The following is a 24974-nucleotide window of genomic DNA, read 5'->3' as shown; positions in this document are numbered from 1 at the left end:
CTCACCACAGCACGCCGTGATCGGGCGTCAGCGGCTCAGGGGCCGGTAGTCCCGCCGTCTGAAGAAGGTCGATCTCGATCGTGCGGCACATGGCCGTGAGCGGGACATCGTGGACGCTATTGGCGAACGGATCGGTCAGATCCTCGCCGATGCTCAGCACCGCGAGGAAGACGAGTCCGATCAGCGTCGATCCGATCGGCGTGGCAAGGCCCAGGGATTCGACCAGCGCGATCGGAAGCAGCACGCAGAACACGCGCGTGAAGAGGTTCGGGAAAAACCGAAAGCCATTGGGCAGCGGCGTGTTCTTGATCCGCTCCATGCCACCCTGCGCATTGGCGATGTCGATCAGGACGCGCTCTACAGTTGCCTGCTGGATCTCGGTGATCCGACCTTCCGCGAGCGCGTCGGCGTAATTGCCCGATATGTCCTCCAAGAGCGCGTTGGCAGGGTTCAGGCGAGCGACCGCCATATCGGCGACGTCCGTTCCGGCGATCCGGGCAATGTCTTCATAGGGCGACTGTCGGCGAAGCTGGCAGCGCATCGAGTGCGCGAAGGCGATCTGCCGCAGGATGATGTTGTGCCGCGTCTCACTGCCCTCGGGTTCCCCCTTGGTCAGGCTGCGTGTGATCCTGGCCAGGCTGCGCGACGCATTGATGAGCGCGCCCCAAAGGGTTCGCGCTTCCCACCAGCGCGCATAAGCTGCGTTGGTCCGAAACCCCATGAAGAGCGCGATGGCAGTGCCGAACAGCGCCGTCGGCAAAGGCGGTTCCTTGATCGGGGTCATCATGTGGAATGCCGTCACCGCCACGTCCCACACGAACAGGATCGTGAGAGGCTTCCAAACCTCGATAATGATCTGCCTAAAACGTGGCCTCGCGCCGACTATCATATCAATTACGCCCTAAATCTCTTAGCAATCGTCATCCGATCGGCATGTTCATGATGTCCCGATAAGCGGACAGCAGCTTGTTCCGGACTTGCAGGGTCGCCTCGAAAGTAATGGATGCGCGGCTCTGGATGAGCGCGACGGTTGCAATGTCGGTGGTTTCGCCACGCTCATATGCTTCGGTGACGACATCCTCCTGCTCCTGGGTCTCGTTGACCTTCGCGACCACGGCATTGAGGGTGTCGGCAAAGTTCGACGCCGGAGCGGTCGGCGTCACGCCGGGCGGTGCCGTCGGCTGCGCCGCACGCAAAGCGCGGCTTCGCGCGATCACTTCGGCCCGAATGGCCATCACATTCGAGATCGACGTGTCAGACATCGTTTCTCTCCCGTTCCAGTGCGACGTGTCGGAAGACAGGACGGTTCATCGGGTGCCCTCCCGTTCGCAGATTCGGGTGCGGCCCTCGCCATCCACGACGGTGAGCTGCGACCCCTTGAAGGTCGCGGTGGCTGTCTCGCCGACATATTGGAGGCCCTGCGCTGGCGCGGTCAGCGTCATGGGCACGGCGCTGCTGGAGCGCCGCAAATCGATCTGCAGGCCGTTGTCCTTGTAGTCGACGAACAGCGGTTCCCCGTCGGAACAGCGATAGGGATGGCGCCCCATTTCCCCGGTCGCCACGGCGCTGTCGGACGAATGGATTTGCTGCTCCGTTGGCGGGGCTGGCGGCTTGCTTTCCGTGCAAGCCGCCAGGCCGACAACGAGGATGAGGGCGGGCAGTACCCGCTTCAACGGCATCATCGCGCCTTCCTCCTGTAGCGGGAGGGGACGCGCTGACGATTGATCCCACGGGCAGGCTGACCCACCCGCCAGCGCAGATAGGTTGCGAGGCGATCATCAGCCTCGATCATCAGGGACCGCAGACGACGCAACATCATCGCCGCGAACGGCAGAGACAGCGCCCCGCCCAGCGTGCAGCTATGTGTTAGCCTAGTGCCACCATCGTCCCCTGCCAGCTCGTACCGTTCTTCGAGCGTGAACAGATAAGGGATGCCGCAGGACCAAGCGAAGGCGCGCGGCTTATCGAATTGATCGACCCGGGCCGGCGTCCGAATTGGCCGGGTGATGCCCTGGATCGCGAAGGTACATTCCGTTTCGCCAAGCTGGCACGGGTTGTCGAGGAATACGAGCGGACTCCAAGCCCGACGATGATCCGGATCGGTGATCGCCGACCAGATCCGCAGTGGCCCGCCGTGAAGCATTGAGCTGGTTATGGTGCGAGGCATATCCCCATCTCCCAGAGATGAGCGGGGCGATCGCGGATCGCCCCGCGCACCCATCAGGCCAAGTTGTTCACGAAGGTCTGACCGTGGTCGTCCCCTTCATGCTCCTCATTGTAGTGCTCGGGCTTCTCGATCACTTTCTGCCCGAACCGGGCGTAGAGCGTCGGCAGCACGAACAGCGTCAGCAGCGTCGCCGAGATCAGGCCGCCGATGACGACGGTCGCCAATGGCTTCTGCACCTCCGCGCCCGCCCCCTCGCCAAGCGCCATCGGCACGAAGCCGAGGCTTGCGACGAGCGCGGTCATGACGACGGGCCGCAGACGCTGCATTGCGCCGACATGGGCCGCCTCCTCGCGCGATAGCCCCGACCGGATCAGATCCTGGATTGAGCTGACCATGACGAGGCCGTTGAGGACCGCGATGCCCGACAGGGCGATGAAGCCCACCGCCGCCGAGATCGAAAAGTCCATGCCGCGCAGGAAGAGCAGCAGAACGCCGCCCACCAGCGCGAATGGCACGCCGGTGAAGACGATCGCGGCATCGCGGACCGATCCCAATGCGCCATAAAGCAGCAACAGGATCAGGATGAAGCAGGCCGGAATGACCAGCTTCAGCCGCTCGCTCGCCGATTGCAGGTTCTCGAACTGACCGCCCCATTCGAGATAGGCACCGGCAGGCAGCCGGACCTGGCTGCCGATCGCCGCCTGCGCGTCTGCAACGACGCTACCGACATCGCGACCACGCACGTTGGCTTGCACCACCACGCGCCGCTTCCCGTTTTCGCGGCTGATCTGATTGGGACCGTCGACGACCTTGATGTCAGCGACACTGGACAGCGGCACATAGCCGCCGCCTGCCACCGGCACCTGCACCTGCTGGAGCAGGCCGATGTCGGCGCGCTGCGCCTCCGACAGGCGGATCACCACCGGGAAGCGACGGTCGCCCTCGAAGATCTGGCCCGATGTTCGCCCGCCGATCGTCGCAGTCACGGTGTCCTGCACATCCTGAGCCGTAACGCCCAACCGCGCCATCGCGTCGCGGTTGACGCGAATGTCGAGCATGGGAAGACCGGTCGTCTGCTCCACCTTCACGTCCGCTGCGCCTTGCGTTCTGCGCAGCACCGCCGCGATTTGCTCGGCCGTCCGGTTCATCTGGTTGAAGTCGTCCCCGAACACCTTCACCGCGATGTCGCCGCGCACGCCGGCGATCAGCTCGTTGAAGCGCATCTGGATGGGCTGGGTGATCTCGTAGGCATTTCCCGGAATCTTCGCGAGATTACCCTCGATCCGGCTGACCAGCTCCTCCTTGGGAAGCTCAGGATCCGGCCAATCCTTGCGCGGCTTCAGGATGACGAACATGTCGGTCGCGTTCGGCGGCATCGGGTCGGCCGCCAGCTCGGCGGTGCCCGTCTTGGAATAGACGAATTGCACCTCCGGCTGCTTCGACATCATCCGCTCGATCGGCACCTGCATCGCCTGGCTCTGCTGGACCGACGTTGCCGGAATGCGGAGCGACTGGATCAGCAAATCGCCTTCGTCGAGCTGCGGCAGGAACACCGAGCCGAGCGTAGTGAAAGCAAGCGCCGCCACCACAAGGCTTCCCACACCCGCACCGATCGTCAGCGTCGGGCGCTTCATGGCCCGGTCGAGACCGGGTTCGTAGCGCTTCTTCAGCCACGTGATGATGCGGCCGTCCTTCTCCTCGACCTTCTTCGACAGCCAGATCGCAATCATCGCCGGCACGAAGGTGAGAGAGAGGATGAAGGCGAAGGCGAGCGCGATGATGACGGTCAGCGCCATCGGTCCGAACGTTTTACCCTCCACGCCGGTCAGCGTGAGCAGCGGTACGTAGACGAGGATGATGATTGCCTGCCCGTAAACCGAGGGGCGGATCATCTCGCGAGCGGCGGCTGCCACGGTCGCAAGCCGTTCCTTGACGGTCAGCAAGCGACCTTCATGATGCTGTTGTTCGGCAAGCCGCCTCAGCGCGTTTTCAACGATGATGACGGCGCCGTCGACGATCAGACCGAAGTCCAAAGCCCCAAGGCTCATCAGATTGGCCGAGACCCCAGCGCGCAGCATACCAAAGCCTGTCAGCATCATGGTGATCGGGATGACCAACGCCGCGATCAGGGCCGCACGGAAGTTGCCGAGCAGCAGGAAGAGCACGACGATGACCAGCACCGCGCCTTCGGACAGGTTTTTCGCGACCGTCTTGATCGTCGAATTGACCAGCTCGGTGCGGTTCAGCACCGGCTGAATTACGACGTCAGGAGGCAGCGAAGCGTTGATCGTCTTCAGTTTCTCAGCGACCGCGGTCGACACGATGCGGCTGTTCTCGCCGATCCGCATGATCGCCGTGCCGACGACGACTTCGGTACCGTTCTCCGATGCCGAACCCATGCGGATCGCCTGACCCGTCTTCACAGTCGCAACTTGTTCGACCGTGATCGGCACGCCGTTACGTGTCGCGATCACGGTCCTGGCCAACTCGCTGGCATTGCGAACGAGCGCATCCGAGCGAACAGCCAGACCTTCGCCATTGCGATTGACGAAGCCACCGCCGACGCTGGTGTTATTGCGCTCCAGCGCATTTCCCAGGTCCGTCAGCGTGATGCCGAGCGAGGCCAGCTTCTGCACGTCGGGCACGACGAGGAACTGCTTGGCGTAACCGCCAATCGAGTCGACACCGGCGAGGCCCGGTGTGGTCTTCAGAAGCGGCGTCACGATCCAGTCCTGCGCGGTGCGCAGGTAGGTCGCCTTGTCCTCTTCGGTCGTCAGTCGCTCGCCCTCTGGCGTGATGTAGCTGCCATCGGGCTGTTGGCCCGGTTCACCGGGCTTGTGCTTGTCGTCCTCGCGATGATCGAGACGAACGGTGTACATGTACACCTCGCCCAGGCCTGTCGCGATCGGACCCATTTCAGGGTTCACGCCGTCGGGCAGATTCTCTTGCACGCCCCGCAGACGCTCGCCCACCTGCTGGCGGGCGAAATAGATGTCCGTCGCGTCCGAAAAGACCGCCGTGATCTGCGCGAAGCCGTTGCGGCTCAACGAGCGCGTATATTCCAGGCCGGGGGTGCCGGCGAGCGCGGTTTCGATTGGAAACGACACCTGCTTCTCGACCAGCTCGGGCGAGAGGGCAGGCGCGCGGACGTTGATCTGGACCTGATTGTTGGTGATGTCCGGCACCGCGTCGATCGGTAGCCGGTAGAGGGAAAACGCGCCGATGGCGGCGACGATGACGGTGAGGAGCAGGACTAGCCAGCGCTTCTCGACCGCCCAGGTTACGATACGGGCGATCATGGCTTAATCCTCGTGGCTCGCTTCGCCCTTGCCGATCTCGGCCTTGAGCGTGAAACTTCCGGTGGTGGCGATCTGTTCGTTGCCGGTCAGGCCCGACCGGACGATCACCGTGTCGCCCGACGCATCGCCGAGCTGGACCGGGGTCGCCTTGAAGCCGGTGGGCGTGCGCACGAACACGACCGACTTGCCCTCGAAACTCTGGACCGCCGTCGTCGGCACGCGGACCGCCCCGCTCCCGCCGCTGCCCGTGAGCTGCACGGCTGCCGTCACAGGCTCGCCGACCCGCCATTCGCCACCGCGATTGTCGAGGGTGGCGAGCGCAGGCACGAGCCGCGTCTGCGGATCAAGCGCCGGCGACACGAAGGTCACGCGGGCGGTCGCCTGACGGCCTGCCGCCTTCACCAGCACCGTATTGCCGGGACGCACCCGGCCCGCATCCTCGGGCTTGAGATTAAGCGCGATCGACACCTGGCTCAGGTTGGCGATGCGATAGAGTTCGGCATCCGCCGCGACCGTTTGTCCCAGCGTCACGGGGCGCGCAATGATCTGGCCCGAGATCGGCGCGGCAATGCCGAGCCGGTTGAGCCCGCCGCCGCCGACACCCGCCGCCGAAACCATGCTCTGCGCCTGCGTCAGGGCGATCCGCGCCTCCGTCGCCGCTGTGCGGGCGGCGATCAGATCCTGTTCAGGGGAGACTCTCTGCGCGAACAGCCGCTGTTCGCGCGCGAGGTTCGAATTAGCGAGCTGAAGCCGCGCCCGCGCCGCCTCGACCTCGCCCTTGATCTGCGCCGCCTCGCGGCTTTCGATGACCGCAATGGTCTGGCCGCGTCCGACCGATTGGCCGAGGTTACGGGTGAGCGCGACCACGCGTCCCGCAATTGCGGCCGAGACGACCTGCGTTCCCTGTGGGTCGCCCTCGATGATCGCGGGCAGCTCGATCGTCCCGGCCCCGCCGATGATCGGCCGTCCGACCTGGACGCCCGCTGTGGCGATCTGGTCGGCACCCAATGTGACGACGCCTTCACCGGCATGACCGCCTTCAGCACCGCCCTTTTCCGTGCCCGCTGCCGTCTCATTGGCAGCTGCGCCTTCGGCAGTTGCCTCGTTTCCGCCATCCTTGCCGCCGCAGGCAGCCAAGAGCAGGGCGAGCGACGCCGCGCCCGCGAGATAAAAGCTCTTCATCACTGATTCCCCCCATTGGGCGCACGAGCGGTCAGTCGCTCCACTTGCGCGCGGGCATTCTGGTAATTGGCAAGCGCGTCGATCGCGGCGACCCGCGTTTCGGCGAGCGTGCGTTCAGCATCGAGCAATTCGAGCTGGCCGAACTTGCCCTCGCGATAGCCGATCCGCGCGATGCGGGCGGCCTCCTGTGCAGCCGCCAGCGCCGGCCCCGACGCCGCACGAGCCGTCGTTGCGGCATTGGCCGCCTGCGCCTGCGCGTCCGTGATCGCCTGTTCGATGTCGAGCGCGGTCACGCGGCGCTGCGCATCCGCCTGGGTCCGCTGCGCGGTCGCCTGCGCAATCGCGGCGCGACCATTGTTGAACACCGGGATCGGGATCGACACGCTGAACACCGCCGCCATGTCGTTGGTCGCTTCCAGGCGGCGGATCGACGGCCCGACGTTCAGGTCAGGCACGCGATTGGCGCGCGCGAGCCGCACGCCGGCTTCGGCAATGGAGAAATCCGCGTTGGCTGCCGCCAGCGCGAGTGTGCCGGTCGTGTTGACCGGTGCCAACGGCCCATAGACGTTCACATCGGGAAGGCGATCGAGCAGCGTGTCATCGAGCAGGCCGTCGATCGGCCGTCCGATCCGACGCGCCAGATTGGCGCGGGCCGCCTCGGCCAAGCGAAGCTGCCGCTCCACATTGGCGTCGGCATTGATACGCGCGACATCCGCGCGCTGTTGCTCGAGTGGCGATGCCCGCCCTGCCTGCACGCGAACGCTCGCGGCCCGCAGCGCATCGCTGGCGATCCGGGCCTGATCGCGGGCTGTCATTACCCGGCGATCGGCCGCGACCGCTTCGACATAGAGCTGCGTTACCTGAAGCCGGACATCCGCCGCGATGATCGCGGCCTGGATCTCGGCCCGGGACAATTGCGCATTGGCGACCGCGACGCGGGCGCCGCGCTTGCCGCCTAGCTCGATCGGGATCGCAAAGCCGACCGTGGTTTCCGCGCTGCGGACCCCCCGATACGGCCCGGAGCCGATGACATTCTCGACTTGGCCTTGAACCACCGGATTGGGCCGCAAGCCGGCGACTGTGCGACCTGCACGGGCCGCGTCGATTCCAGCTGTCGCCGCTTCCGCAGCAGGGGCCGAACCGCCCGCTGCACTGACCGCTTGGTCAAGCGTGTAGACCGGCGCATCCTGCGCAACAGGCGCGGACGGTCCGACCTGCGCCTGCGCCATCGTGGCGCAAGACGCTGCGGCCAGCATGGCCGCGAGGATACGATTCATGAAAATAGGACTCCTGACGATGATCGACAGGGGCGCGCCAACGCACGCCCAAATCGGACGTCAGGCTTGGGGGGGCCTCAAATGGACCATGCCGGTGCGGCCGTCGAGCGACGCAGAGGCGGAGATTGTCGGCTTGGGCACTGTGAGGACGGGGGTATATTCCATCGTCGTGCGCGCAGGCGCGCCGACGTCGTGTCCGTGACAATAATTGTGATGATGCGGGACATTCTTGTCCGAGTCCGATGGCACCTGATCGATGTCACCGGCGGTATGGACCGTGAACTCAACGCCCGCGATGCTTCCCCCCGCCAGATCGGCGGCATGGGCCATGCCGGAGAAGCTGGTCAGGACCAGCATCAGGCATGTCAGGAAAGGCAAAAAGGCTCGCACTAGCTTGCCTCTATCACGGAAGGGTTTTCATGTCATTGCACTAATTCGAACCAAGGGTCACTGAGCCGGAACCCGAGCGGGATCGGTCGCGCCCGTTCCAGGCGAACCCGACCGCAATGGCGACCGCCATCAGGAGTTGCGCCAGCACCGATTGCCAAGTGGGAAACACGCCGAGCATCGACAGCCGTGGCACGTCCGCGAGCGGTGCGATGTTGATAAGGCCGGCTTCCTGGAGCGCGGCGACGCCTTTACCCGCCAGCACGACGGTCAGGACCGCCATGAGCCAGGAGCTATAGCGGAAGAACTGCGCGATCGGCAGCTTGCGACTGTAGCGAAGCATGGCCCAAGCGATCAGGCTGAGCAGTCCAATCGCCGACCCGGCCCCCGCGAGAAGCATCCCGTTGTCACCTTGCGCCGAAAGCGCGGCATAGAACAGGATCGTCTCGAAGACCTCGCGATAAACTACGACGAACGCCAGCCCGAACAGGAACCAGCCCGACCCGCCCGAGAGCGCCCGCGACATCTTCTCGCGAATATAGCGCTGCCACTGATCGGCCTGCGCCTTGCCGTGCATCCAAATCCCGACCGAGAGCAGCACGACCGCGGCGAACAGCGAGCCAAACCCTTCCGTCAGCTCCCGGCTCGCACCGCTGATCCCGATCGCATAGGTGGCGACCGCCCAGGTGATCCCGCCCGCGATGATCGCGCTGACCCAGCCGCCATGCACGTACCGCAGCGCCTCGCCGCGCTCGGCTTTACGCAGGAACGCGATCATGGCGACAACGATGAGCAGGGCTTCGAGCCCTTCACGCAGCAGGATCGTGAACGCGCCCAGGAACGTGGACGCTTCGGTGGCGGCATCAGGCGCGAGCGCCGCTTCCGCATCGTCGAAAAGGCCGCCCAGTACTGCGACCTTCTCCGCGAGATCATCGGGCGACGCGCCCCGGTCGATCGAGGCGCGGAACTCCCCCATCGCGCCCTCGATTCGACCCATCAGCGTCGCGTCGCGCGCGGTGAGTGTTGGCTCGATCGGCTCGAACCCATCGAGATAGGCCGACAGCGCCAGCTCTTTCGCCATGCGCGCATCGCCGCGCCGCGCAGCCGCCACGCTTTCGGCGAGTTTGGCGCGGGCGACCGCGAGCGAGCCGGGAGCCTGTTGTATCACCTGTTCGGGATGACGACGCAGGAACGCGAGCACGGCGTCAGCCTTGGCGTCGCCGATCGCCGCGCCGAGCGCGGCCGGGGTGAGCGCGACCAGGGTTTTCAGGTCCGGAATGCGCCGGCGAAGGGTCGGGTCGGATTTCCAAAGCCGCTCGCCTTCGCGCGCCTGCGCATCCGTGAAGGCGAAGCTCCCGGCTCGGAATGCTAACGCCCAGCGCTGATCGTTGGGCAGATCGGCGAAGCTCTGCATCGCGGTCCCGTCGATGCCTTGCGTCACCACCTGATAGAGCGCGAACACGCTGCGCTGGCGCGCGCGCTCGGCATCGGTGAAAGCAATCGGGGGCGTAGCGAGCTTGGCGGCGTCAGGGCCACGGCCGTTGCCCGTCATCCCGTGGCAGGACGCGCAGGATTGTCGGAACAGTGCATCGCTGGAGACGAGGTTCGGAGCCTTATCGGGCGCGAGCGGCACCGGGTAGGCGCGCAGCAGATCGGCCGCGAGCCCGTGCGCCAGTGTTGCCACCTGTTCAGTCGATCCCTTTTCCGCGATTACCGCTTGGAGGTTGGCGGCCCGCTGAATGAGGGCTTGGCGCTCCGGCTTCGCCGGCAGGCCTTGAAGCCGTGTCGAGACCGACGCGGCAAACTCATTCATTTCGGCGTATTCCGACGCGCTCTTGATCCGACCGTTCGCGACCGCGCCTCCATAATCGACGGCCATATAGTCGAGCAGCCGCCATGCGGTTTGCACGTCGCCGGGTTCGGCGAATGCCGCAGCAGGGATCAGCAGCGCAGCGAGCGCGGCGAGCAGCCGCAGCGAGAGCATTGCCCGGATCAAGGTGAGCAGACGCACTACCGCTCTCCCAGTTCGCGCCGAGCGCCAGTGACGATTTCATAAGCGGAGTGGAGGAACAGGAGGGCGATGAGGCCGGCGACGGCGAGGTCCGGCCAGGCGCTTCCTGTCCACGCCACCAGACCGGCCGCGGCGATCACCGCGACATTGGCGAGCGCGTCGTTGCGGCTGAACAGCCAGATCGCGCGAACATTGGCGTCCCCTTCCCGGAAACGCGCAAGCACCAAGGCGGACACGACATTGATCGCGAGCGCGACAACGCCGATTGTGCCCATCAGTTCGGCATCCGGCGCGGTTGCGTTCAGGGCGCGCCAAATCGCGAAACCGATTACGCCCACGCCAAGCGCACCGAGAAACAACCCCTGCGTCAGCGCGACCTTTGCCCTCGCCCGTGCGGACCAGGCAAGCGCGAGAAGACCGATAAGGCTGATCGACCCGTCCCCGAGAAAATCGAGGGAATCCGCTTTCAGCGCTTGGCTATCGGCGATGAACCCGCCGAACAGCTCGGCGACTCCGAAGCCGAGGTTGAGCACCACGACGGTCAGCAGCGCACGGCGATAGGCCGGATCGGTTTGCGCGCGCGCGGGCTCCCCGTGGCACCCGCAGCTTTCGGTAGAAGCATTCATGCGGCCTTCCTTACCACCTCCAGTCGCTGTAGAAGCAAGCGAAATGTGCGACACGTTCGCATAAGCAAGGATGGCATGATGAAGCCGGTGATGATTGGGCAGCTCGCCAGCGAGACCTCGACGAAGGTGACGACGATCCGCTTTTATGAGTCGATCGGGTTGCTCCGATCCGCCCCTCGCACGGCGTCGGGTCGCAGAACCTACGATGCCAGTGACATTGAGCGTTTGCACTTCATCCGCAACGGTCGCCGGCTTGGCTTCTCCGTCGACGAGATCCGTTCGTTGATGGGGCTGGCGCAGAACCCGGACCAGGATTGTGGTGCCGCCTCAGCTATCGCTGCTCAGCACCTCAAGGATGTGGAGGAGAGACTGGCGCAACTCGCGGTGTTGCGGGATGAGTTGGCAATGCTCAGCCAGAGCTGCACCAAGGCGCGCATGGCCGATTGTCGGATCATGAAGGCGATCGGCAAAGGCCACCCTCAAGCCGATCAATAATAATCGGCCAGCCTGAGCTCGCGCACATCACCCGAGGCCATCGTCAGCTTTACGAGGGTGCCAGCAGGCCGGGAGCGCACTTGCCAGAGCTCCCCACGCGTATAGTTCGCATCGATCGAATGGCCGTTCACCGCCACGATCCGGTCGCCGACCGCCCAGCCAGCCTTTTCCGCGGGACTGTTCGCCGCCACATGAACAACGGTGAGCGCCGTTGGTGAGGCTGCGAGGCCAAGGCCGCTACGGTCCTTCAGCATCGGCAGGCGACGACGAGGACCGAGTGGCCGGAGCCACACGAATCCGGCGGTCACGTCGAACACCACGTCGAATTGAGCGATCAGCGGTAGGCCGACATTGCCAACCGTGCTGGTGGAGAGCCAAGCTCTCATCCCGAGTGTGGGGACGTTCGAGACGCCAAGCCCTTCGATGTTGATGTTCTGGATCGTGAAAGCATCGTTGATACGCACACCATCGACGCCGCCGATCGCCGCGGTCGAGACGAGCTTCCCGTTCAACAGCCCTTGATCGCGGGCATAGGCCGACGAGAGCATCAGCGCGGCCGAGCTGCCAAGATCGATCATCAAGGGCACGGGAGACAGGCCCTCGACGGAGGCCCGGATGAACAGCTCCTGCTTGGCACCGCGTCCGAGCGCGACAGCGCGCCAGTCGGGGCCGGCGAGAAACGTGCCTGACTTGACGACCGCCATACGCCTGTTCGCGAAATCGAGCGCGATGCAGCTGCCCGTGAACATATCGGCACCGAGGAGAACGTCGATCGGTCGTCCGAAGGCCGCCGACACTGAACTCAGATCACCAACAACGGCAAAGGGTAAGCGACGGGTTTCGCGGGCGAGCTGTACGTCGATGTCGCGGACCAGCAGCACCGGGGCCTTGGCGCTCAGCCCGCTAATCATGCGCCGCTCACCATTGTTCAAGCCGAGCTTCGCCGCGAGCGCCGTGCTCATGATCGACGCGCCGCTGCCACTGTCGAGCACCGCCCGCGCCGGCACTCCGCGCACTTGTGCCGAAACAAGGAGGGTATCACCCGTGCCGACTTCCAGCGGCTCCCATTCGAGGTGAGCCGCGCCGAAGTTCCACGAGGCCGCAGACCGGGAAGTCTGTCGCGCGAGCGTTGGAGAACCGAGCACCAAGCCGGTTCCACAGGCCACCAACCGCGCCACTAATGAGCGTCGAGACATACCGATTGCTTCAACACGGGCCGTCAAAAAGCCACCTCCAGCCCCCCGTCCGCAGGAGAGCAAATTGCGGTTACATGCTCTAGCAACTGGAGGAGCAAGGGTTTTTGAAGCGCCCGAAATGCTATCCTGTTCAAATGCCCTCTCGAAAATGAGCAGTTGAGGCAGGTCAGGAACCGGTCGAATAAGACCGAAGTAGGCAATTTCGCTTGCGCGACCTTGGCGAGCAGGACCCCAGTTCACGAAGAAACGTGAAGCTATCGCCTCACCCGCAGCAGCCCGCCACAGTCCCGTTTGCTTTCGCTTCCTGGATCGGAGGGCATGGGACATCGCCAAATGAGCAGAACACGCAGCAGTCGCCAGCCAGGGGCCGCAGCACCACCGCGCAATGCCGGCAATCATAGAAGAATTGGCAGGCGTTGGTGGGCATCCTTTCGGTGGCCACCCCGCCGCATTTGGGACAGGTCAGGGTTGAGGTGAGCTGCATCAGGAAAGCGCGTTCATCAGCGGCGCTTCTAGGAGGTCCCAGGCGAACGCGATAAGCGTCAGAACCGTTCCAATCGCGAGCAGGATAGGTGTCGCGCGCGAGGGCAGCGGCATTGTGCAGGACCGGTCCCCAGCACAGGACCTCCGCCGCTGCGCGTAGGCCCACCACCCAGCAGCCAAGCCGATGAGGGAGGTCGCCGTTAGCGGCCACCGTAGTGGTATCAGCGCGGCGAAGTTGCTGGACAGGCCCGCCCCCAGGCCGAGCGCCGCGAGTGCGAGGGGCAGGACGCAGCATGACGCCGCAGCTAGAACAGCGGCTAAGCTCGCAAGCGCGCCGAGGGCGGATAGCCCCGTGTCGGCGCGACGTCGTGACGTTGGTGCGCCTAGGGGTTCACGCGGGATGGTCTCTTGGTTCATCTATCGCCTCTAGCGGGTTAGCCCGTTATGCATCCTGTAGTGACTACAGGAGCAAGCAATATATGCGCGTTGAGGAAAGCATCACGATCGGCGAGCTGTCTCGCCGGACTGGCGTGAATATCGAGACGATCCGGTACTTCGAGCGCGTTGGTGTTCTCGCAACGCCACCCCGCACAAGCGGCGGGCGGCGGGTATATGGGACCGGTCACGTCCGCGCACTTGGGTTCGTCCGTCGCGCGCGCGAACTCGGCTTCTCCCCGGCCGAGGTGCGCGCGATCCTGTCTCTTGGCGGTTCTGCGCAGGCGTCATGCAGTGAGGTCCGCGAGATCGCGGCTCACCATCTAGAGCGTGTGCGCGCTAAGATGGAGGATCTGGCGCAACTAGAAAGCCTGCTGGCTGCGACCATCGACCGTTGCGAAGGCGACGGGGCGGCGAGGTGCGCCGTGATCGACTTGCTGAACCAACATTCGACTGCGTAGATGTCGCATCGCACCCCGTACTCGCGCAAACGGTCGATAACGGAGCCGATCACCATCACCACGGCACGCGGCCCTAGCCACCTATGTGGACGTTGCGCATCACGAAGCCGCTTTTCGGAAGCGCTGGCAGCCTGGCGAAATCGATGCTCAGGTCTTGGTCCGGTACGTCATAGCGCATCGCGTTGACGAGGAGGTGTGCCGCCACCTTCATGATCGCGAGGACGATCCATTCGCCGGGACAGCGATGGCCGAGATAGTGATCGCCGCCGCCCTGCGGAATGAAGTTGAAGGAGTCTTCGTCCCAAGCCCTGAAACGCTCAGGGCGAAACTCCTGGGGGTCGGCCCAGGTCGCTGCGTCGTGATTGCTCCCATAAAGGTCTAGCACCACTTGACGCCCTTCCGGAAAGGCCATCCCCTCCCACTCGAAATCTTGGCTCGCGCGCGCCACCACAGCGGGAAAGAAGGGATAGAATCGGCGGACCTCTTGGACGAAGAGCTCGGCATAGTCCGGCTGCTGAACCAAGGCCGCCCTGATCCCTGAACAGGTTTGCAGCGCGTGGGCGACGAAGGTGATGTACACTGCGATCGCGACGGTCGGGCGAAGGACATTTACCAGTTCGACCGCTGCGACGTGCGGCGAAAGAAGATCGTCGTGCCGGTCGCGATGCCAGGCTATCGCGTAAGCCGCGGTCCCCGAGCCCGAGCCGATGCTCCCGGCCCGAATGCCTTCAATGATCCGCTTCGCCCATGCGTCGACGCGACGACGGGCCAGCCGTGACCAAAGATGCCTTGGGCTCGCCGAGCCGGCGGCGTCGAACAGCGCCCGCAGCTCGCCCGCGCGGTTGCCGGCTTCATCGTCCGGAAGAGGAACTCCCGCCCAAGCGCATACCGCTCGCGTCAGCGGCTCATGCAACTCGTCATAGAAGACGATCTCTCCTTTGCGCGTCCAGCCCGGCACCGCCCTGCGCCACTCGGCCTCGAACAATTGCGCCAGCGCCCGCACGCGCTCTGGTGTCATCAGGCCCATGAACATCTGCTTGCGGTGCCGATGGGTCTCGCCGTCCAGACCCTGAACGCCGCCTTGGCCCAGCAGTGTCTTCTGAATAGCGACCGGCATGGCACCTTCGCGCTCGAAGCGGGTCGTATCGTAGAAGATTTCGGCGGCCTTGGCCCCCTTAAGGCAGTTGGTCTTTTTCAGCAGGAAACGGGATTCAAAAGCGTTTGCGCCTAGGCGCTGGCACTGCCTGGAGATGAACCGATAGGGATCGGCGAGGAGAGAAAGGGTTTCGTCCGGGCCTTTCGTGTGTGGTGTCTTAGGCATGACCGGTCCGGTGATTGTTGGGTCTCCTTTGATTAACTCGGAGGAATATCACGGGTTGCAGGCTCACGACAGGTGACGAACGAGGACGATCAGGGCGGAGCAGGCGCGGCCGAGGCGTTCGAGGCCATGCGCGGCGAGCTGGCGCTGCGCCGTGGAGGGCTTGGCGGCCGAGCGCGGCGATCGACATACCCGACCATACCGAGACGCTTGGCGTGCTCCAGCAGAACGTGAACACGGCAGGCGAGAACGTCGCGCGCATCGGCCAATTCCTGAAAGCGGCCCCGGCGCTGGCGATGACGCCGGAGCAGATGGCGCAGCGCATCGCCGCGGCGGGCAGCGCCGCCCGGCGCGAGGATCAGGCGGCGCTCGCCAAGGCGGGCGAGGACAAGGCCCGCATCATGGCCGATCTTCGCGCCATCGCCGGGTCCGCATGGACACGCGCCGACCAGAAGAATCGGCAGCTATGGTTTGCCCTGGGTGGGGTGGCGGCCGGCATCCTCGCATGGGCGATCGTGCCGGGCCTGGTCGCGCGCGAGATCGCACCGGCGAGCTGGCAATGGCCCGAGCGCATGGCGGCGCGGACGCTCGACTTGCCCCGCTGGGAAGCCGGGCAGCGTATGATCCAGAGCGCCAGTCCCACCGCGTTCCGCGCCATCGTCGGGGCCGACAGGATCGTGACGGCCAACCGCGCGGCGATCGAGGGGTGCGGCAAAGCCGCAGCGCGAAACGCGTGAAACGGTGCGACGCACGATCACGCTCAAGTGGAGTAAAAGTTAGCCGCGCAAGTTATTCAGCCAAGCGTTCGATGATCGGACAATCAGGCCGATCATCGCCATGACAGGCTTGGGCGAGCCCGGTAAGCGAGCGGCGCATGGCGTCCAAGACGCGGACCTTGCGGCCCAGTTCGGCAGCGCGGGCTTCCGCCAGCGTCTTCACTTCCGCGCTCGACCGATCGCGATCCGACCACAGCCCCAGCAGCGTGCGGATTTCCTCGATCGGGAACCCCAGGTCGCGCGCGTTGGCGATAAATCGCAGCCGATGAACGTCAGCGTCGGCGTAGTCCCGGTAGTTCCCGCGCCGTGGCGGCGCGGGCACCAAACCAATCTTTTCATAGTGGCGGATCATGCGTTGGGAGACGCCGCTGGCGTCCGACGCCGCTCCGATGTTCACAGCTTTACCGCGTTGAGCCGCAGTGCGTTCAGGACCACGGTGAAGGACGAGAGCGCCATCGCTGCACCGGCCAGCATCGGCGACAGCAGGATACCGGCAACCGGGTAAAGCACGCCGGCCGCAACCGGCACGCCGATTCCGTTGAACAAGAACGAGAAGAACAGGTTTTGGCGGATATTTCGCATCGTCGCGCGAGCGAGCTTGCGGGCGCGCACGATCGCCGAGAGATCGCCGCGCGTGAGCGTCATGCCGGCGCTTTCGATCGCCACGTCTGTTCCCGTTCCCATCGCCAAGCCGACATCCGCGGCGGCGAGCGCCGGGGCGTCGTTGATCCCATCGCCCGCCATTGCGACCCTTGCGCCGCTCGCTTTCAGCTCGCCGATGATACGCGCCTTGTCTTCCGGCAGCAGATCGGCGCGCACGTCATCAAGACCGCCCACGGCGCGCGCGACAGCATCGGCCGTCCCACGATTGTCGCCGGTGAGCATGACGACCCGCAGGCCCTCCTTGCGAAGCGCGGCAATAGCGTCGCGCGCCGATGCGCGCACCGGATCGGCGACTGCGAGCAGACCGGCGAGCGCCCCGTCGATCGCGACGAGGATGATGCCCGCGCCTTCGCCACGGTGACGATCGGCCGCGGCGTCGACCGGCTTGAGATCAGCGCCGATCCGGCTCATTTGCACCGCATTACCAATCACGACCGAGCGGCCGCCCACCGTGGCGCTGACACCCAGCCCGGTTTGCGAGGCAAAGTCCGCGACTGTGCCGAGCTGCAATCCTCGTTCTTTGGCGGCAACGACGATTGCGTGCGCGAGCGGATGTTCGGATTGGCCTTCGACGGCCGCGGCAAGCGCGAGCATGTCGTTCTCTCCGACCGCGCTGACCGTCTCGACCGCGATCAGCTTGGGCTTGCCTTCCGTGAGCGTACCCGTCTTGTCGATGACAAGGGTATCGACCTTTTCCAGCCCCTGTAAGGCTTCCGCGTTCTTCACCAGCACGCCGGCCTGAGCGCCGCGTCCCGTGCCGACCATGATCGACATGGGCGTGGCGAGCCCGAGCGCGCACGGGCAGGCGATCACCAGCACTGCGATGGCGTTAAGCAGGGCATGGCCCATGCGCGGCTCAGGGCCGACCAGCGACCAAGTGATGAAGGTCGCAATCGAGATCAGCACGACGAGCGGCACGAACCATCCTGAAACCCGATCGGCGACCGCCTGTATCGGGGCGCGGCTTCGCTGCGCTTCCGCGACCATGCGGACGATACGCGCGAGCATCGTGTCCGAACCAACCGCGCGGGCTTCCATCACCAGGCTGCCCGTCCCGTTGACGGTGCCCCCGGTAACGATCGCCTCGACTTCCTTGAGGACCGGCGCGGGTTCGCCGGTGAGCATGGCTTCGTCGACCGACGAACGACCCTCGACCACGACGCCATCGACCGGGATGGCTTCACCGGGGCGGACCCGCAGCCGGTCACCGGTTGCCACGTCGGCAAGCCCGACTTCTTCTTCAGAACCGTCAGGCTGCAAGCGTCGCGCCGTCTTGGGGGCGAGATCCATGAGAGCGCGGATCGCGCGCCCTGTCGCCGCCCTAGCGCGCAGTTCGAGCACTTGCCCGAGCAGCACCAGTGTCACCACGACGCCGGCCGCCTCGTAATAGACGGGAACCATGCTCCCATGCGTGCGGAAGGTCGCTGGGAAGATGCCCGGCGCGAGCGTCGCGACCACGCTATAGAGGAAGGCGGCACCTACGCCGATCGCGATCAGTGTGAACATATTGAGATGGCGGGTACGAAGCGATGTCCACCCCCGCTCGAAAAACGGCCAGCCCGCCCACAGCACGATCGGCGCGGTGAGTGCGAGCTGGACCCAAGGCGAGGCCGCAGGGCTAACCACATGCAGGCCTAACATTTCCGCGAACATCGAGACGACGAGCAGCGGGATCGTGAGCGCGCCCGCCACCCACAGTCGGCGCGTGAAGTCGACCAGCTCAGGGTTGGGAGTATCGTCGAGCGACGGTTCTTCGGGTTCGAGCGCCATGCCGCAGATTGGGCAAGTTCCCGGCCCTTCCTGGCGAATTTGCGGGTGCATCGGGCACGTCCACATCGCCCCCGGCGTCGCCATCGGCTCCGGTTTCGGCTTATCGCTCAGATAGGCGTCAGGATTGGCGACAAACTTGCTCCGGCACCCTGCGCTACAGAAATGATAGGCATGACCAGCGTGCTCGGCATGGTGTGTCGTTTTTGCGGGATCGACCGTCATGCCGCACACCGCGTCGATCACTGCTGCTGCGGCATCGTTGTCCTTACTGCCCGAGCAGCAGCCGCCCGCTTCGGTGTGATGATGTTCGTGCTCGATCTTTGCGGGAGCGGCCGAGCCGCCCCCGCAACAGGATGAGGGCGTGGAGACCGATTCAGGCGCAGGCTTCGAACAGCCGCAACCCCCGGCTTGGGAATGGGAATGAGGGTCGTTCATGGCAAGACTCCTTCGACCCGAGAGCATGTAGGGTATGACACCGTGTTAGGGTCAAGGCCCTGTCGGCACCGCTGGCGTGTATGTTGAATCTACGCGCGGGAGCGGCGTTGCCCTCATATTGCGGGGGCCAGCTCTACACCCTCGACGCCATAAGGGCCGCAGCTTAGGTCTATTACTAGCTCGCCAAACGCGGGCCGGGGGCAATCGGGGACATATGGCAGCGCAGATCGACAGTCTTTCTACTGGCACCGACCATGACGGCCTGGTGCGCCGCTTAATTGCCCGCTGGCGTGACGATCAGGGCGCGACCTATCGGAGCTGGTTTCTTTGGGACGAGCGGTTGAAGAACTTCCGATCAATCCGGCGCGGCATCACCCAGGTTGTCGGCGAGATCGAGCGCGGCACGTTCGGCGTCGCCTACCGCGGATCGTCGCTCGAAACCGTCGTCCATTCCGTCGCCGAGCAGCGGCAAATCTTCAAGGGCGCGGACCATGCGTTCCTCTGGAAGCCGAAGCTCCGCATCCCCGACATTTACGAGAGCCCCGACAATCAGCGCGCGTTCGGCCGCTTGCTCGACGCCTGTTCCTGTTGCGACACGGCCGAGGAGATCATCAGCCATATCCACGCGATCGACCGTTTGAAGATCAAGGGGCTGGGTCCGGCGGTCGCCAACCTCCTCTACTTCCTTCACCCGACGCTGGTGCCGCCCTTCAACACCGCAATCGTTAAGGGCTACAACGCGCTGACGGGGGCGAATGTGAAGCTCGGGAGCTGGGAGCATTTTCTGGCGATGCGGACCGGCATCCTCGATCTCAACGACCGCTTCCGCGAGCTGCTATCGAATGATTTAGGCGCGATCGGCGGTCTGTTGTTCGACATCGGCTCCGATCGCTATCCGGCTCCGCCCCTCGACGTGAGCGGCGCGACGCTGGCGAGCTGGGGGCAGCGGCTTGAGGCGGCGCGCGAGGAAGCGCGCACGCTCAGCAAGGCCGCTCAGCGCGAGGGCGAGAACGAGCGCACCCATACCGAAATCCAGGCATGGCTTCGCGATCTAGGGTTGGCGCTCGGCTATGACGTATGGATCGCCGCGAACGACCGCAGCCGCGCCTTCGACGGATCACCCTTGGGCGCAGGATGCCTTGAGCGCCTGCCCGACACGATCGCGACGTCGAAGGGCGCTGACTCGATCCGGCTGATCGACGTGCTGTGGCTTGAGAAGGCCGGCGATCATGTCGCCGCGGCGTTCGAGGTGGAGCATTCGACCTCGATCTATTCGGGCATCGTCAGGATGCTCGACCTGGCCTTGAGCGGTGGCGACCTTCACGCGACCGCGGGGCTGTTCCTTGTCGCGCCCGACGCGCGCGAGACGGACGTTCGCGCGCAGTTGCAGCGGCCCGCGTTCAGCCGCGTAGCCGACCTCGACATATCCTACCTGCCCTATGGCGAGCTGGAGAAGAACCGGGAGGCCATCGCGCGGTTCGGATCGGGACTGAAAGCGATCAAGGCCGTTTCCAGCAAGCTCGCCTAGCCCGCTCCGCGCAAGGGATGATCCGGAGAGCCGCGTATCCTCTAGCATGTAGAGGAGTGCTGCCGTGACGATGCCATCCCCGGCCCCCTGGCTCGACGCCGTGCTGATCGGGTGGTTCGTGCTGACCGCCCTTTCGGTCGCTTACGTCGCGTGGGATGCCTTCACCCGCAACCCCGAGCTGCGCGTGATGAAATGGGGGTGGCTGTTGGTCACGCTCTATGGTGGCCCGATCATGGCCGCGGCCTATGTCCTGTCCTGCCAGGAGCCGGCGAACGAGCGGCACGAGGATTTCGTTCGACCGCTCTGGAAGCAGGCGTTCGGCTCGGCCATCCATTGCATGGCGGGCGATGCAACCGGCGTCATCGCCGCAGCCGCGATCACCACGGCGCTCGGCCTGCCGATGTGGCAGGACGTGATCGCGGAATATGTGTTCGGCTTCGCGTTCGGACTGCTGATTTTCCAGGCGCTTTTCATGCGCGACATGGCGGGCGGTTCCTATTGGGGCGCGCTTCGCATGTCGTTCATCCCCGAATGGCTGTCGATGAATGCCGTCATGGCCGGCATGATCCCGACGATGGTGGTGTTGATGAGCCGCGACATGGCCGCGATGCACGCCAGCTCGCTCCGCTTTTGGGGCGTCATGTCGCTGGCGACACTCGTCGGGTTCGCAGTCGCCTATCCGATCAACCTTTGGCTGGTTGGCGTGCGCTTGAAGCACGGCATGGGCACGGTGCGCGCGCTGGGGCATGGCGGACACGAAGTCGGCGCGGACCGGCAATCGGCCACGCCGATGCCGGACATGGGACACGACGCAATGGCAGGGATGAGCGGCATGGCGGCCGGCGCGCGCGTGACCGGACCTCAGATCGCCGCGATGACAGTGTTGACGCTCATCATGCTTGGCGCGGGCATCATCGTTGCGACGCTGTTCGGTCGGTGGGCCATGTAACTTGCCGCGAACGACGGAGATCGCGGCAAGGGGTGATCGCGCGGCGCGCGTATCTAGGAACAGGCGGGGGCTCATACGGAGATAATGCGATGCACCAGATCGACCCCGGCATGAAGGCGTGCATGGACGCCTGCCACGAATGCCATGTGACCTGTCTTCACATGGCGATGAACCATTGCCTCGAAATGGGCGGCCAGCACGCCGCGCCCGAGCATATGAAGATCATGGCCGACTGCGCGCAAATTTGCGCGGTTGCGATCGACTTCATGGCGCGCAAGTCCGCCCACCATCAGCATATCTGCCGCGAGTGTGCCGAGATCTGCCGGGCTTGCGCAGCGAGCTGCGAGGCCCTGGGCGGCATGGAGGATTGCGTGGCAGCGTGCCGGAAGTGCGCCGATTCCTGCGATCGGATGGCGGCATAGCGGGGCTTGCGCGGGCGGTCGCCCGCCCGCGCAGCTATCTGCATATCAACGGCCCATGCTCGCGATCACAGCGAACAGCTCGGCCGTGAACTTGGTCAGGAGCTCGGTCGCTGCGCTCCCGAAAATCACCAAACATACGCCTAGCGCGATCAGCTTAGGCACGAAGCTCAGCGTCTGTTCGCTAATCGACGTCGCCGCCTGGATGATGCTGATTATCAGCCCGACGATCATCATCGGCACGAGCAGCACCACGCAGATCAGGCCGGCCACGGCCAGCATCCTCCCCGTCTCGTCGAGCAGGATCGACTGATCCATCAGGCGCGGCCCCGTGAACGGCCGGGGACCGCGAGGGCTCCCCGGCCGCGCATCACATCGCCGATGCAGGCGGCGCGAGCGTCCCGAGCCAGGCGATCAGCCCGAGAACCGCGATGACACAGGCGGTTTCGATCGCCAGACTTGTCCGCAGCGCGCCGAGGGCGCCCTTGTGATCGTCCGCTGCGATCGACCGCTCGAATGCCGGCGTGAGCCGGAAGCGGTTGAGCGAGGCGAGCCCTAGCATGGCGACGAACAGCGCCAGCTTTGCGATCAGGAGCTGACCATAGAGCGTCGCAGGAAGCGTGGCGAGGTTGCCGATCCCGACCAGCATCCAGCCGTTGACCAGGCCGGTGACGAGGATCGTGCCGACCACAACCGTCCCGATCGCGCCGAACCCGTGCAGCGCGCGGTGCGTCAGCCCCAGATGCGCCGCGTCTACGCGCGCCGCGGGTCGGGAGACGAGCAGGAGCAGCCCCAGTAGTGCGCCAACCCAAGCGCCCGAGGCGATCAGATGGAGAATGTCGACGATGAGGTGGACCCAGCCCATCACGGCTTCGTCCATCGCGCCGTGTCCGGTCCACGCCAGCGTTGCGAGTGCCACGGCCGAGCAGAGCGCGACGATGCTCAGCCAGATGCCGCGCCCGCCCGCGACCAGCGCTGCCAGCGCCGCGAGGGCCACCATGACCATGCGCAGCTTCCATGCTGCTCCGATCGCAGAGCCGGTGAGCAGCGCGCCGACTGCTTCACGGTCGATCGGCCAGGCCGGCGTTCCGGCCATTGAGGAGGCCATCAGCACGACCCAGGCGCCTGAAAACAACAGGCTCAGGCCAGCGCTGGCGATGAACCAGGGACGCAGCGCGAGCGCGTCGCCGCGCTCGCGCGCCCGCAGCCCATAAAGGCTGAATGCGGCAAGGCCGAACAGCGCAGCCAGCGTCACGTAGAGCGCGAAGCGGACGCCGATAAGCGACCAGTCCCCCATCGCCTCACTTCACCGCGAAGACGTAGGTTCCTGCGACCTTGTGGGTGTCGGTCGAGACGACATTCCACGCGACGCTATACCGACCCGATGGGAGCGGCGATTTCGGGGTGATGACGAGGGTCCGGCCATCGGACGAGAGCGCGGAGGCGCTGGCCATCTTCATGGCTGCCATGCCGGGCATCGCTGCCATCGTGAGATCGGCCTTGGAGAAGGCTGGCATCAGCTTCTCGCTGAAACGAAGTTCGATACGAGCGGGCTTCGCGACCGTCGCATTGGCGGCCGGCGATGCCGACACCAGCTTAGGATGGGCGTTCGCCGTTCCGGCGAACATGACGAGAGCGGCAGCAGCAGTCAGAACGGATAGGCGGCGCATAGGGGGCCTTTCGACAGGAGGGTTCCTGTCCTTCATTACGCGCCCCGATCGACCACCCCTCACGGATGGATTTGAGGGATGGGCGCGTCGCTTGCGTAATCCATGCTAGAGGGGTGGAGTGAACGACATGGACCTCGACGCAGTATTGATGAGGCTGGCGCAAGCACCCGTGCCCGCGAGCCTTGATGGCATGGAAGATCGCGTGCTGGCGCGGGTCGCCGCACGTCCAGCGGCGCGCGCCGGCTTAGGCGTTGGGGCAATGACGATCGCTGCGGCGCTCGTCATGGGCATCTTCGGTGCCGGTGTGCCCGCGAAGGAAGCCAGCGCGGCTTCGCTATCGCCCTTGGGGCCGGTGTCGCCGCTCGCGCCCTCCACGCTGCTCGTCGGCGTGCAATGAGCGGCCGCATCCGCCTTCTGCTTGGCATTGTCGCGTGCTTCATCGCCGCGATCATCGGTGTGTTCGTGGGGCGGGCGCTACTTCCGCCACGTGCCCAGCCCGGCTCGGAGCTGCACGACGTGCTGCATCATAAGCTGGCGCTGGACGCCAACCAGGAAGCGCGACTTGAAGTGCTGGAGCAGCGTTTCGCCGTGCAGCGGCGCGCATTCGAGCTGGAATTGCGGGCGAACAATGCCCGGCTCGCTGAAGCGATCGAGGCCGAGCATGGCAACGGGCCGCGCGTCGCCGCAGCGGTCGACCAGAGCCACGCCGTCATGGGCGAGCTCCAGAAAGCGACGCTGGCGCACATCTTCGCCATGCGCCAGCTCTTGCGGCCCAATCAGACCGGCCAGTTCGATCAGGCCGTGGTGAAGGCGCTCACCGACGACGCACGTTGAGGTTCGGCGCGTGAGCCTCGACTGGACCACGCTTACGGACGGCGAGCTGGCGACCCTCAGCATCGCCGGGCGCGAAGCCGCCTTCGCCGAGATCATGCGCCGCCATCGGCAGTCAATCTTCCGCATGGTGCGCGCGTGCGTCGGCGAGGCCGACGAGGCGCTGGACCTTCTGCAGGAGACCTTCGTCGCGGCGCATCAGGCCCTGCCCCGCTACGACGGCGATCGATCGATGCGCGCGTGGCTATCGACGATCGCGATCAACAAGTGCCGCGATTGGGGGCGCAAGCGCACCGTGCGGCGCTTTCTGGCGTTCGCCGCACCGATCGGCCCGGAAGCCGAAGCCATTGCAGACGACCAGGTGGCGATCGACGACGCGACGGGCGACCGACAGGAACTCGACCGCGTGACGCGCGCCATTGCGGGCTTGCCGACCGCATTGAAGGAATCCTTGGTGCTGCGCACGATCGAGGGGTTGAGCCAGGCTGAAACCGCGGCAGTGTTGTCGATCAGCGAAAAGGCGGTAGAAACCCGCCTCTATCGCGCGCGATCGAAGTTGCTGGAGCGATTGGGCGGGCGCTGAGGGATAGCGCCCT

The 24974-nt window shown here is 65.2% G+C and carries 28 protein-coding genes; 9 read left to right on the top strand and 19 right to left on the bottom strand.

What is annotated here, in order from left to right; translation table 11 throughout:
• Window position 1 precedes the first annotated feature (1 nt).
• The 10 genes from SPHME3_RS0118980 to SPHME3_RS0118935 all read right to left on the bottom strand — a co-directional run bounded on the left by SPHME3_RS0118980 (window position 2) and on the right by SPHME3_RS0118935 (window position 10949).
• Complete coding sequence (locus SPHME3_RS0118980; protein WP_019368194.1) at window positions 2-889, bottom strand: bestrophin family protein; 888 nt, start codon at window positions 887-889, stop codon at window positions 2-4.
• Window positions 890-920: 31 nt separating this feature from the next.
• Entirely contained in the window at window positions 921-1262 is a 342-nt protein-coding gene (gene fliE / locus SPHME3_RS0118975) for a flagellar hook-basal body complex protein FliE (protein ID WP_026189139.1), read from the bottom strand.
• A 45-nt stretch (window positions 1263-1307) separates the two neighbouring features.
• On the bottom strand, window positions 1308-1682 hold the full coding sequence (locus tag SPHME3_RS0118970; protein ID WP_026189138.1) for a hypothetical protein: 375 nt from the start codon (window positions 1680-1682) through the stop codon (window positions 1308-1310).
• Window positions 1679-2167, bottom strand: a complete 489-nt coding sequence (locus SPHME3_RS0118965; protein WP_026189137.1) for an SRPBCC family protein — start codon at window positions 2165-2167, stop codon at window positions 1679-1681. The genes SPHME3_RS0118970 and SPHME3_RS0118965 overlap by 4 nt, the downstream gene beginning before the upstream one ends.
• A gap of 53 nt (window positions 2168-2220) precedes the next feature.
• Complete coding sequence (locus tag SPHME3_RS0118960) at window positions 2221-5466, bottom strand: efflux RND transporter permease subunit (protein ID WP_018251219.1); 3246 nt, start codon at window positions 5464-5466, stop codon at window positions 2221-2223.
• A 3-nt stretch (window positions 5467-5469) separates the two neighbouring features.
• Window positions 5470-6648 carry an efflux RND transporter periplasmic adaptor subunit gene (locus tag SPHME3_RS0118955; protein WP_004212877.1) on the bottom strand — a complete coding sequence of 393 codons (1179 nt, stop codon included), beginning with the start codon at window positions 6646-6648 and terminating at the stop codon, window positions 5470-5472.
• Window positions 6648-7925 carry a TolC family protein gene (locus SPHME3_RS0118950; protein WP_013039111.1) on the bottom strand — a complete coding sequence of 426 codons (1278 nt, stop codon included), beginning with the start codon at window positions 7923-7925 and terminating at the stop codon, window positions 6648-6650. Before SPHME3_RS0118950 ends, SPHME3_RS0118955 begins: the two co-directional genes overlap by 1 nt.
• 60 nt (window positions 7926-7985) lie before the next feature.
• The gene (locus tag SPHME3_RS0118945; RefSeq protein WP_007406840.1) at window positions 7986-8282 is read right to left on the bottom strand and encodes a hypothetical protein; all 297 of its coding nucleotides are present in this window, start codon (window positions 8280-8282) and stop codon (window positions 7986-7988) included.
• A 73-nt stretch (window positions 8283-8355) separates the two neighbouring features.
• Window positions 8356-10323 carry a cytochrome c/FTR1 family iron permease gene (locus tag SPHME3_RS0118940; protein WP_018251218.1) on the bottom strand — a complete coding sequence of 656 codons (1968 nt, stop codon included), beginning with the start codon at window positions 10321-10323 and terminating at the stop codon, window positions 8356-8358.
• Complete coding sequence (locus SPHME3_RS0118935; RefSeq protein ID WP_004212870.1) at window positions 10323-10949, bottom strand: cation transporter; 627 nt, start codon at window positions 10947-10949, stop codon at window positions 10323-10325. The genes SPHME3_RS0118940 and SPHME3_RS0118935 overlap by 1 nt, the downstream gene beginning before the upstream one ends.
• Before the next feature lie 78 nt (window positions 10950-11027).
• On the opposite strand from SPHME3_RS0118935, the gene SPHME3_RS0118930 reads away from it, so the two are divergent.
• Entirely contained in the window at window positions 11028-11444 is a 417-nt protein-coding gene (locus SPHME3_RS0118930) for a MerR family transcriptional regulator (protein ID WP_004212867.1), read from the top strand.
• Here the strand turns inward: SPHME3_RS0118930 and SPHME3_RS0118925 are convergent.
• The 3 genes from SPHME3_RS0118925 to SPHME3_RS20860 form a co-directional block, all read right to left on the bottom strand.
• On the bottom strand, window positions 11438-12640 hold the full coding sequence (locus tag SPHME3_RS0118925) for an aspartyl protease family protein (RefSeq protein WP_081614886.1): 1203 nt from the start codon (window positions 12638-12640) through the stop codon (window positions 11438-11440). The two genes, SPHME3_RS0118930 and SPHME3_RS0118925, sit on opposite strands and share 7 nt — an antisense overlap.
• Before the next feature lie 262 nt (window positions 12641-12902).
• Window positions 12903-13124: a GDCCVxC domain-containing (seleno)protein gene (locus SPHME3_RS21725; RefSeq protein WP_081609171.1), complete on the bottom strand. Its 222-nt coding sequence runs from the start codon at window positions 13122-13124 to the stop codon at window positions 12903-12905.
• Window positions 13124-13540 (bottom strand): mercuric transporter MerT family protein, encoded by a 417-nt coding sequence (locus SPHME3_RS20860; RefSeq protein ID WP_017980799.1) that lies wholly within the window; start codon window positions 13538-13540, stop codon window positions 13124-13126. The genes SPHME3_RS21725 and SPHME3_RS20860 overlap by 1 nt, the downstream gene beginning before the upstream one ends.
• A gap of 62 nt (window positions 13541-13602) precedes the next feature.
• On the opposite strand from SPHME3_RS20860, the gene SPHME3_RS0118915 reads away from it, so the two are divergent.
• Window positions 13603-14019, top strand: a complete 417-nt coding sequence (locus SPHME3_RS0118915) for a MerR family transcriptional regulator (RefSeq protein WP_017980798.1) — start codon at window positions 13603-13605, stop codon at window positions 14017-14019.
• A gap of 73 nt (window positions 14020-14092) precedes the next feature.
• Here the strand turns inward: SPHME3_RS0118915 and SPHME3_RS0118910 are convergent, their stop codons facing one another.
• On the bottom strand, window positions 14093-15340 hold the full coding sequence (locus tag SPHME3_RS0118910; RefSeq protein ID WP_017980797.1) for a cytochrome P450: 1248 nt from the start codon (window positions 15338-15340) through the stop codon (window positions 14093-14095).
• A 212-nt stretch (window positions 15341-15552) separates the two neighbouring features.
• Here SPHME3_RS0118910 and SPHME3_RS20335 point away from each other — a divergent pair, with 212 nt between their 5' ends.
• Window positions 15553-16074 carry a DUF6118 family protein gene (locus tag SPHME3_RS20335; protein ID WP_017980796.1) on the top strand — a complete coding sequence of 174 codons (522 nt, stop codon included), beginning with the start codon at window positions 15553-15555 and terminating at the stop codon, window positions 16072-16074.
• Window positions 16075-16126: 52 nt separating this feature from the next.
• Here SPHME3_RS20335 and cueR read toward each other — a convergent pair whose 3' ends face one another.
• Together cueR and SPHME3_RS0118895 are read right to left on the bottom strand one after the other, a co-directional pair.
• Window positions 16127-16510, bottom strand: coding sequence for a Cu(I)-responsive transcriptional regulator (gene cueR / locus SPHME3_RS0118900; protein WP_017980795.1), 384 nt, complete (start codon window positions 16508-16510; stop codon window positions 16127-16129).
• A complete protein-coding gene (locus SPHME3_RS0118895; protein WP_371262954.1) occupies window positions 16507-18864 on the bottom strand; it encodes a heavy metal translocating P-type ATPase in 2358 nt (785 codons plus the stop codon). Before SPHME3_RS0118895 ends, cueR begins: the two co-directional genes overlap by 4 nt.
• Window positions 18865-19195: 331 nt before the next feature.
• Here SPHME3_RS0118895 and SPHME3_RS0118890 point away from each other — a divergent pair, with 331 nt between their 5' ends.
• The 3 genes from SPHME3_RS0118890 to SPHME3_RS0118880 all read left to right on the top strand — a co-directional run bounded on the left by SPHME3_RS0118890 (window position 19196) and on the right by SPHME3_RS0118880 (window position 21880).
• Window positions 19196-20509, top strand: a complete 1314-nt coding sequence (locus tag SPHME3_RS0118890) for a hypothetical protein (protein WP_017980793.1) — start codon at window positions 19196-19198, stop codon at window positions 20507-20509.
• 70 nt (window positions 20510-20579) lie between these two features.
• Window positions 20580-21458 carry a DUF4396 domain-containing protein gene (locus tag SPHME3_RS0118885; protein WP_017980792.1) on the top strand — a complete coding sequence of 293 codons (879 nt, stop codon included), beginning with the start codon at window positions 20580-20582 and terminating at the stop codon, window positions 21456-21458.
• A gap of 89 nt (window positions 21459-21547) precedes the next feature.
• On the top strand, window positions 21548-21880 hold the full coding sequence (locus SPHME3_RS0118880) for a four-helix bundle copper-binding protein (RefSeq protein WP_017980791.1): 333 nt from the start codon (window positions 21548-21550) through the stop codon (window positions 21878-21880).
• Window positions 21881-21925: 45 nt separating this feature from the next.
• On the opposite strand, the gene SPHME3_RS0118875 is transcribed toward SPHME3_RS0118880, so the two are convergent.
• The 3 genes from SPHME3_RS0118875 to copC are packed head-to-tail and all read right to left on the bottom strand — an operon-like array spanning window position 21926 to window position 23547.
• Window positions 21926-22195, bottom strand: coding sequence for a flagellar biosynthetic protein FliQ (locus SPHME3_RS0118875; protein WP_017980790.1), 270 nt, complete (start codon window positions 22193-22195; stop codon window positions 21926-21928).
• A gap of 52 nt (window positions 22196-22247) precedes the next feature.
• Window positions 22248-23174 carry a copper homeostasis membrane protein CopD gene (gene copD / locus SPHME3_RS0118870; protein WP_017980789.1) on the bottom strand — a complete coding sequence of 309 codons (927 nt, stop codon included), beginning with the start codon at window positions 23172-23174 and terminating at the stop codon, window positions 22248-22250.
• A gap of 4 nt (window positions 23175-23178) precedes the next feature.
• Window positions 23179-23547 (bottom strand): copper homeostasis periplasmic binding protein CopC, encoded by a 369-nt coding sequence (gene copC, locus SPHME3_RS0118865; protein WP_026189136.1) that lies wholly within the window; start codon window positions 23545-23547, stop codon window positions 23179-23181.
• Window positions 23548-23674: 127 nt separating this feature from the next.
• On the opposite strand from copC, the gene SPHME3_RS0118860 reads away from it, so the two are divergent.
• The 3 genes from SPHME3_RS0118860 to SPHME3_RS0118850 are packed head-to-tail and all read left to right on the top strand — an operon-like array spanning window position 23675 to window position 24961.
• Window positions 23675-23944 carry a hypothetical protein gene (locus SPHME3_RS0118860; RefSeq protein WP_020486670.1) on the top strand — a complete coding sequence of 90 codons (270 nt, stop codon included), beginning with the start codon at window positions 23675-23677 and terminating at the stop codon, window positions 23942-23944.
• The gene (locus SPHME3_RS0118855; protein ID WP_017980786.1) at window positions 23941-24381 is read left to right on the top strand and encodes a periplasmic heavy metal sensor; all 441 of its coding nucleotides are present in this window, start codon (window positions 23941-23943) and stop codon (window positions 24379-24381) included. Before SPHME3_RS0118860 ends, SPHME3_RS0118855 begins: the two co-directional genes overlap by 4 nt.
• Window positions 24382-24391: 10 nt before the next feature.
• Complete coding sequence (locus tag SPHME3_RS0118850) at window positions 24392-24961, top strand: RNA polymerase sigma factor (protein ID WP_018251214.1); 570 nt, start codon at window positions 24392-24394, stop codon at window positions 24959-24961.
• Window positions 24962-24974 lie beyond the last annotated feature (13 nt).

Origin of the sequence: Sphingomonas melonis DAPP-PG 224 (assembly GCF_000379045.1) — a bacterium.
Taxonomy (GTDB): Bacteria; Pseudomonadota; Alphaproteobacteria; order Sphingomonadales; family Sphingomonadaceae; genus Sphingomonas; species Sphingomonas aquatilis.
Note: the sequence above shows the minus strand (reverse complement) of the source record. Positions and strands in the feature narration are given on the sequence as shown.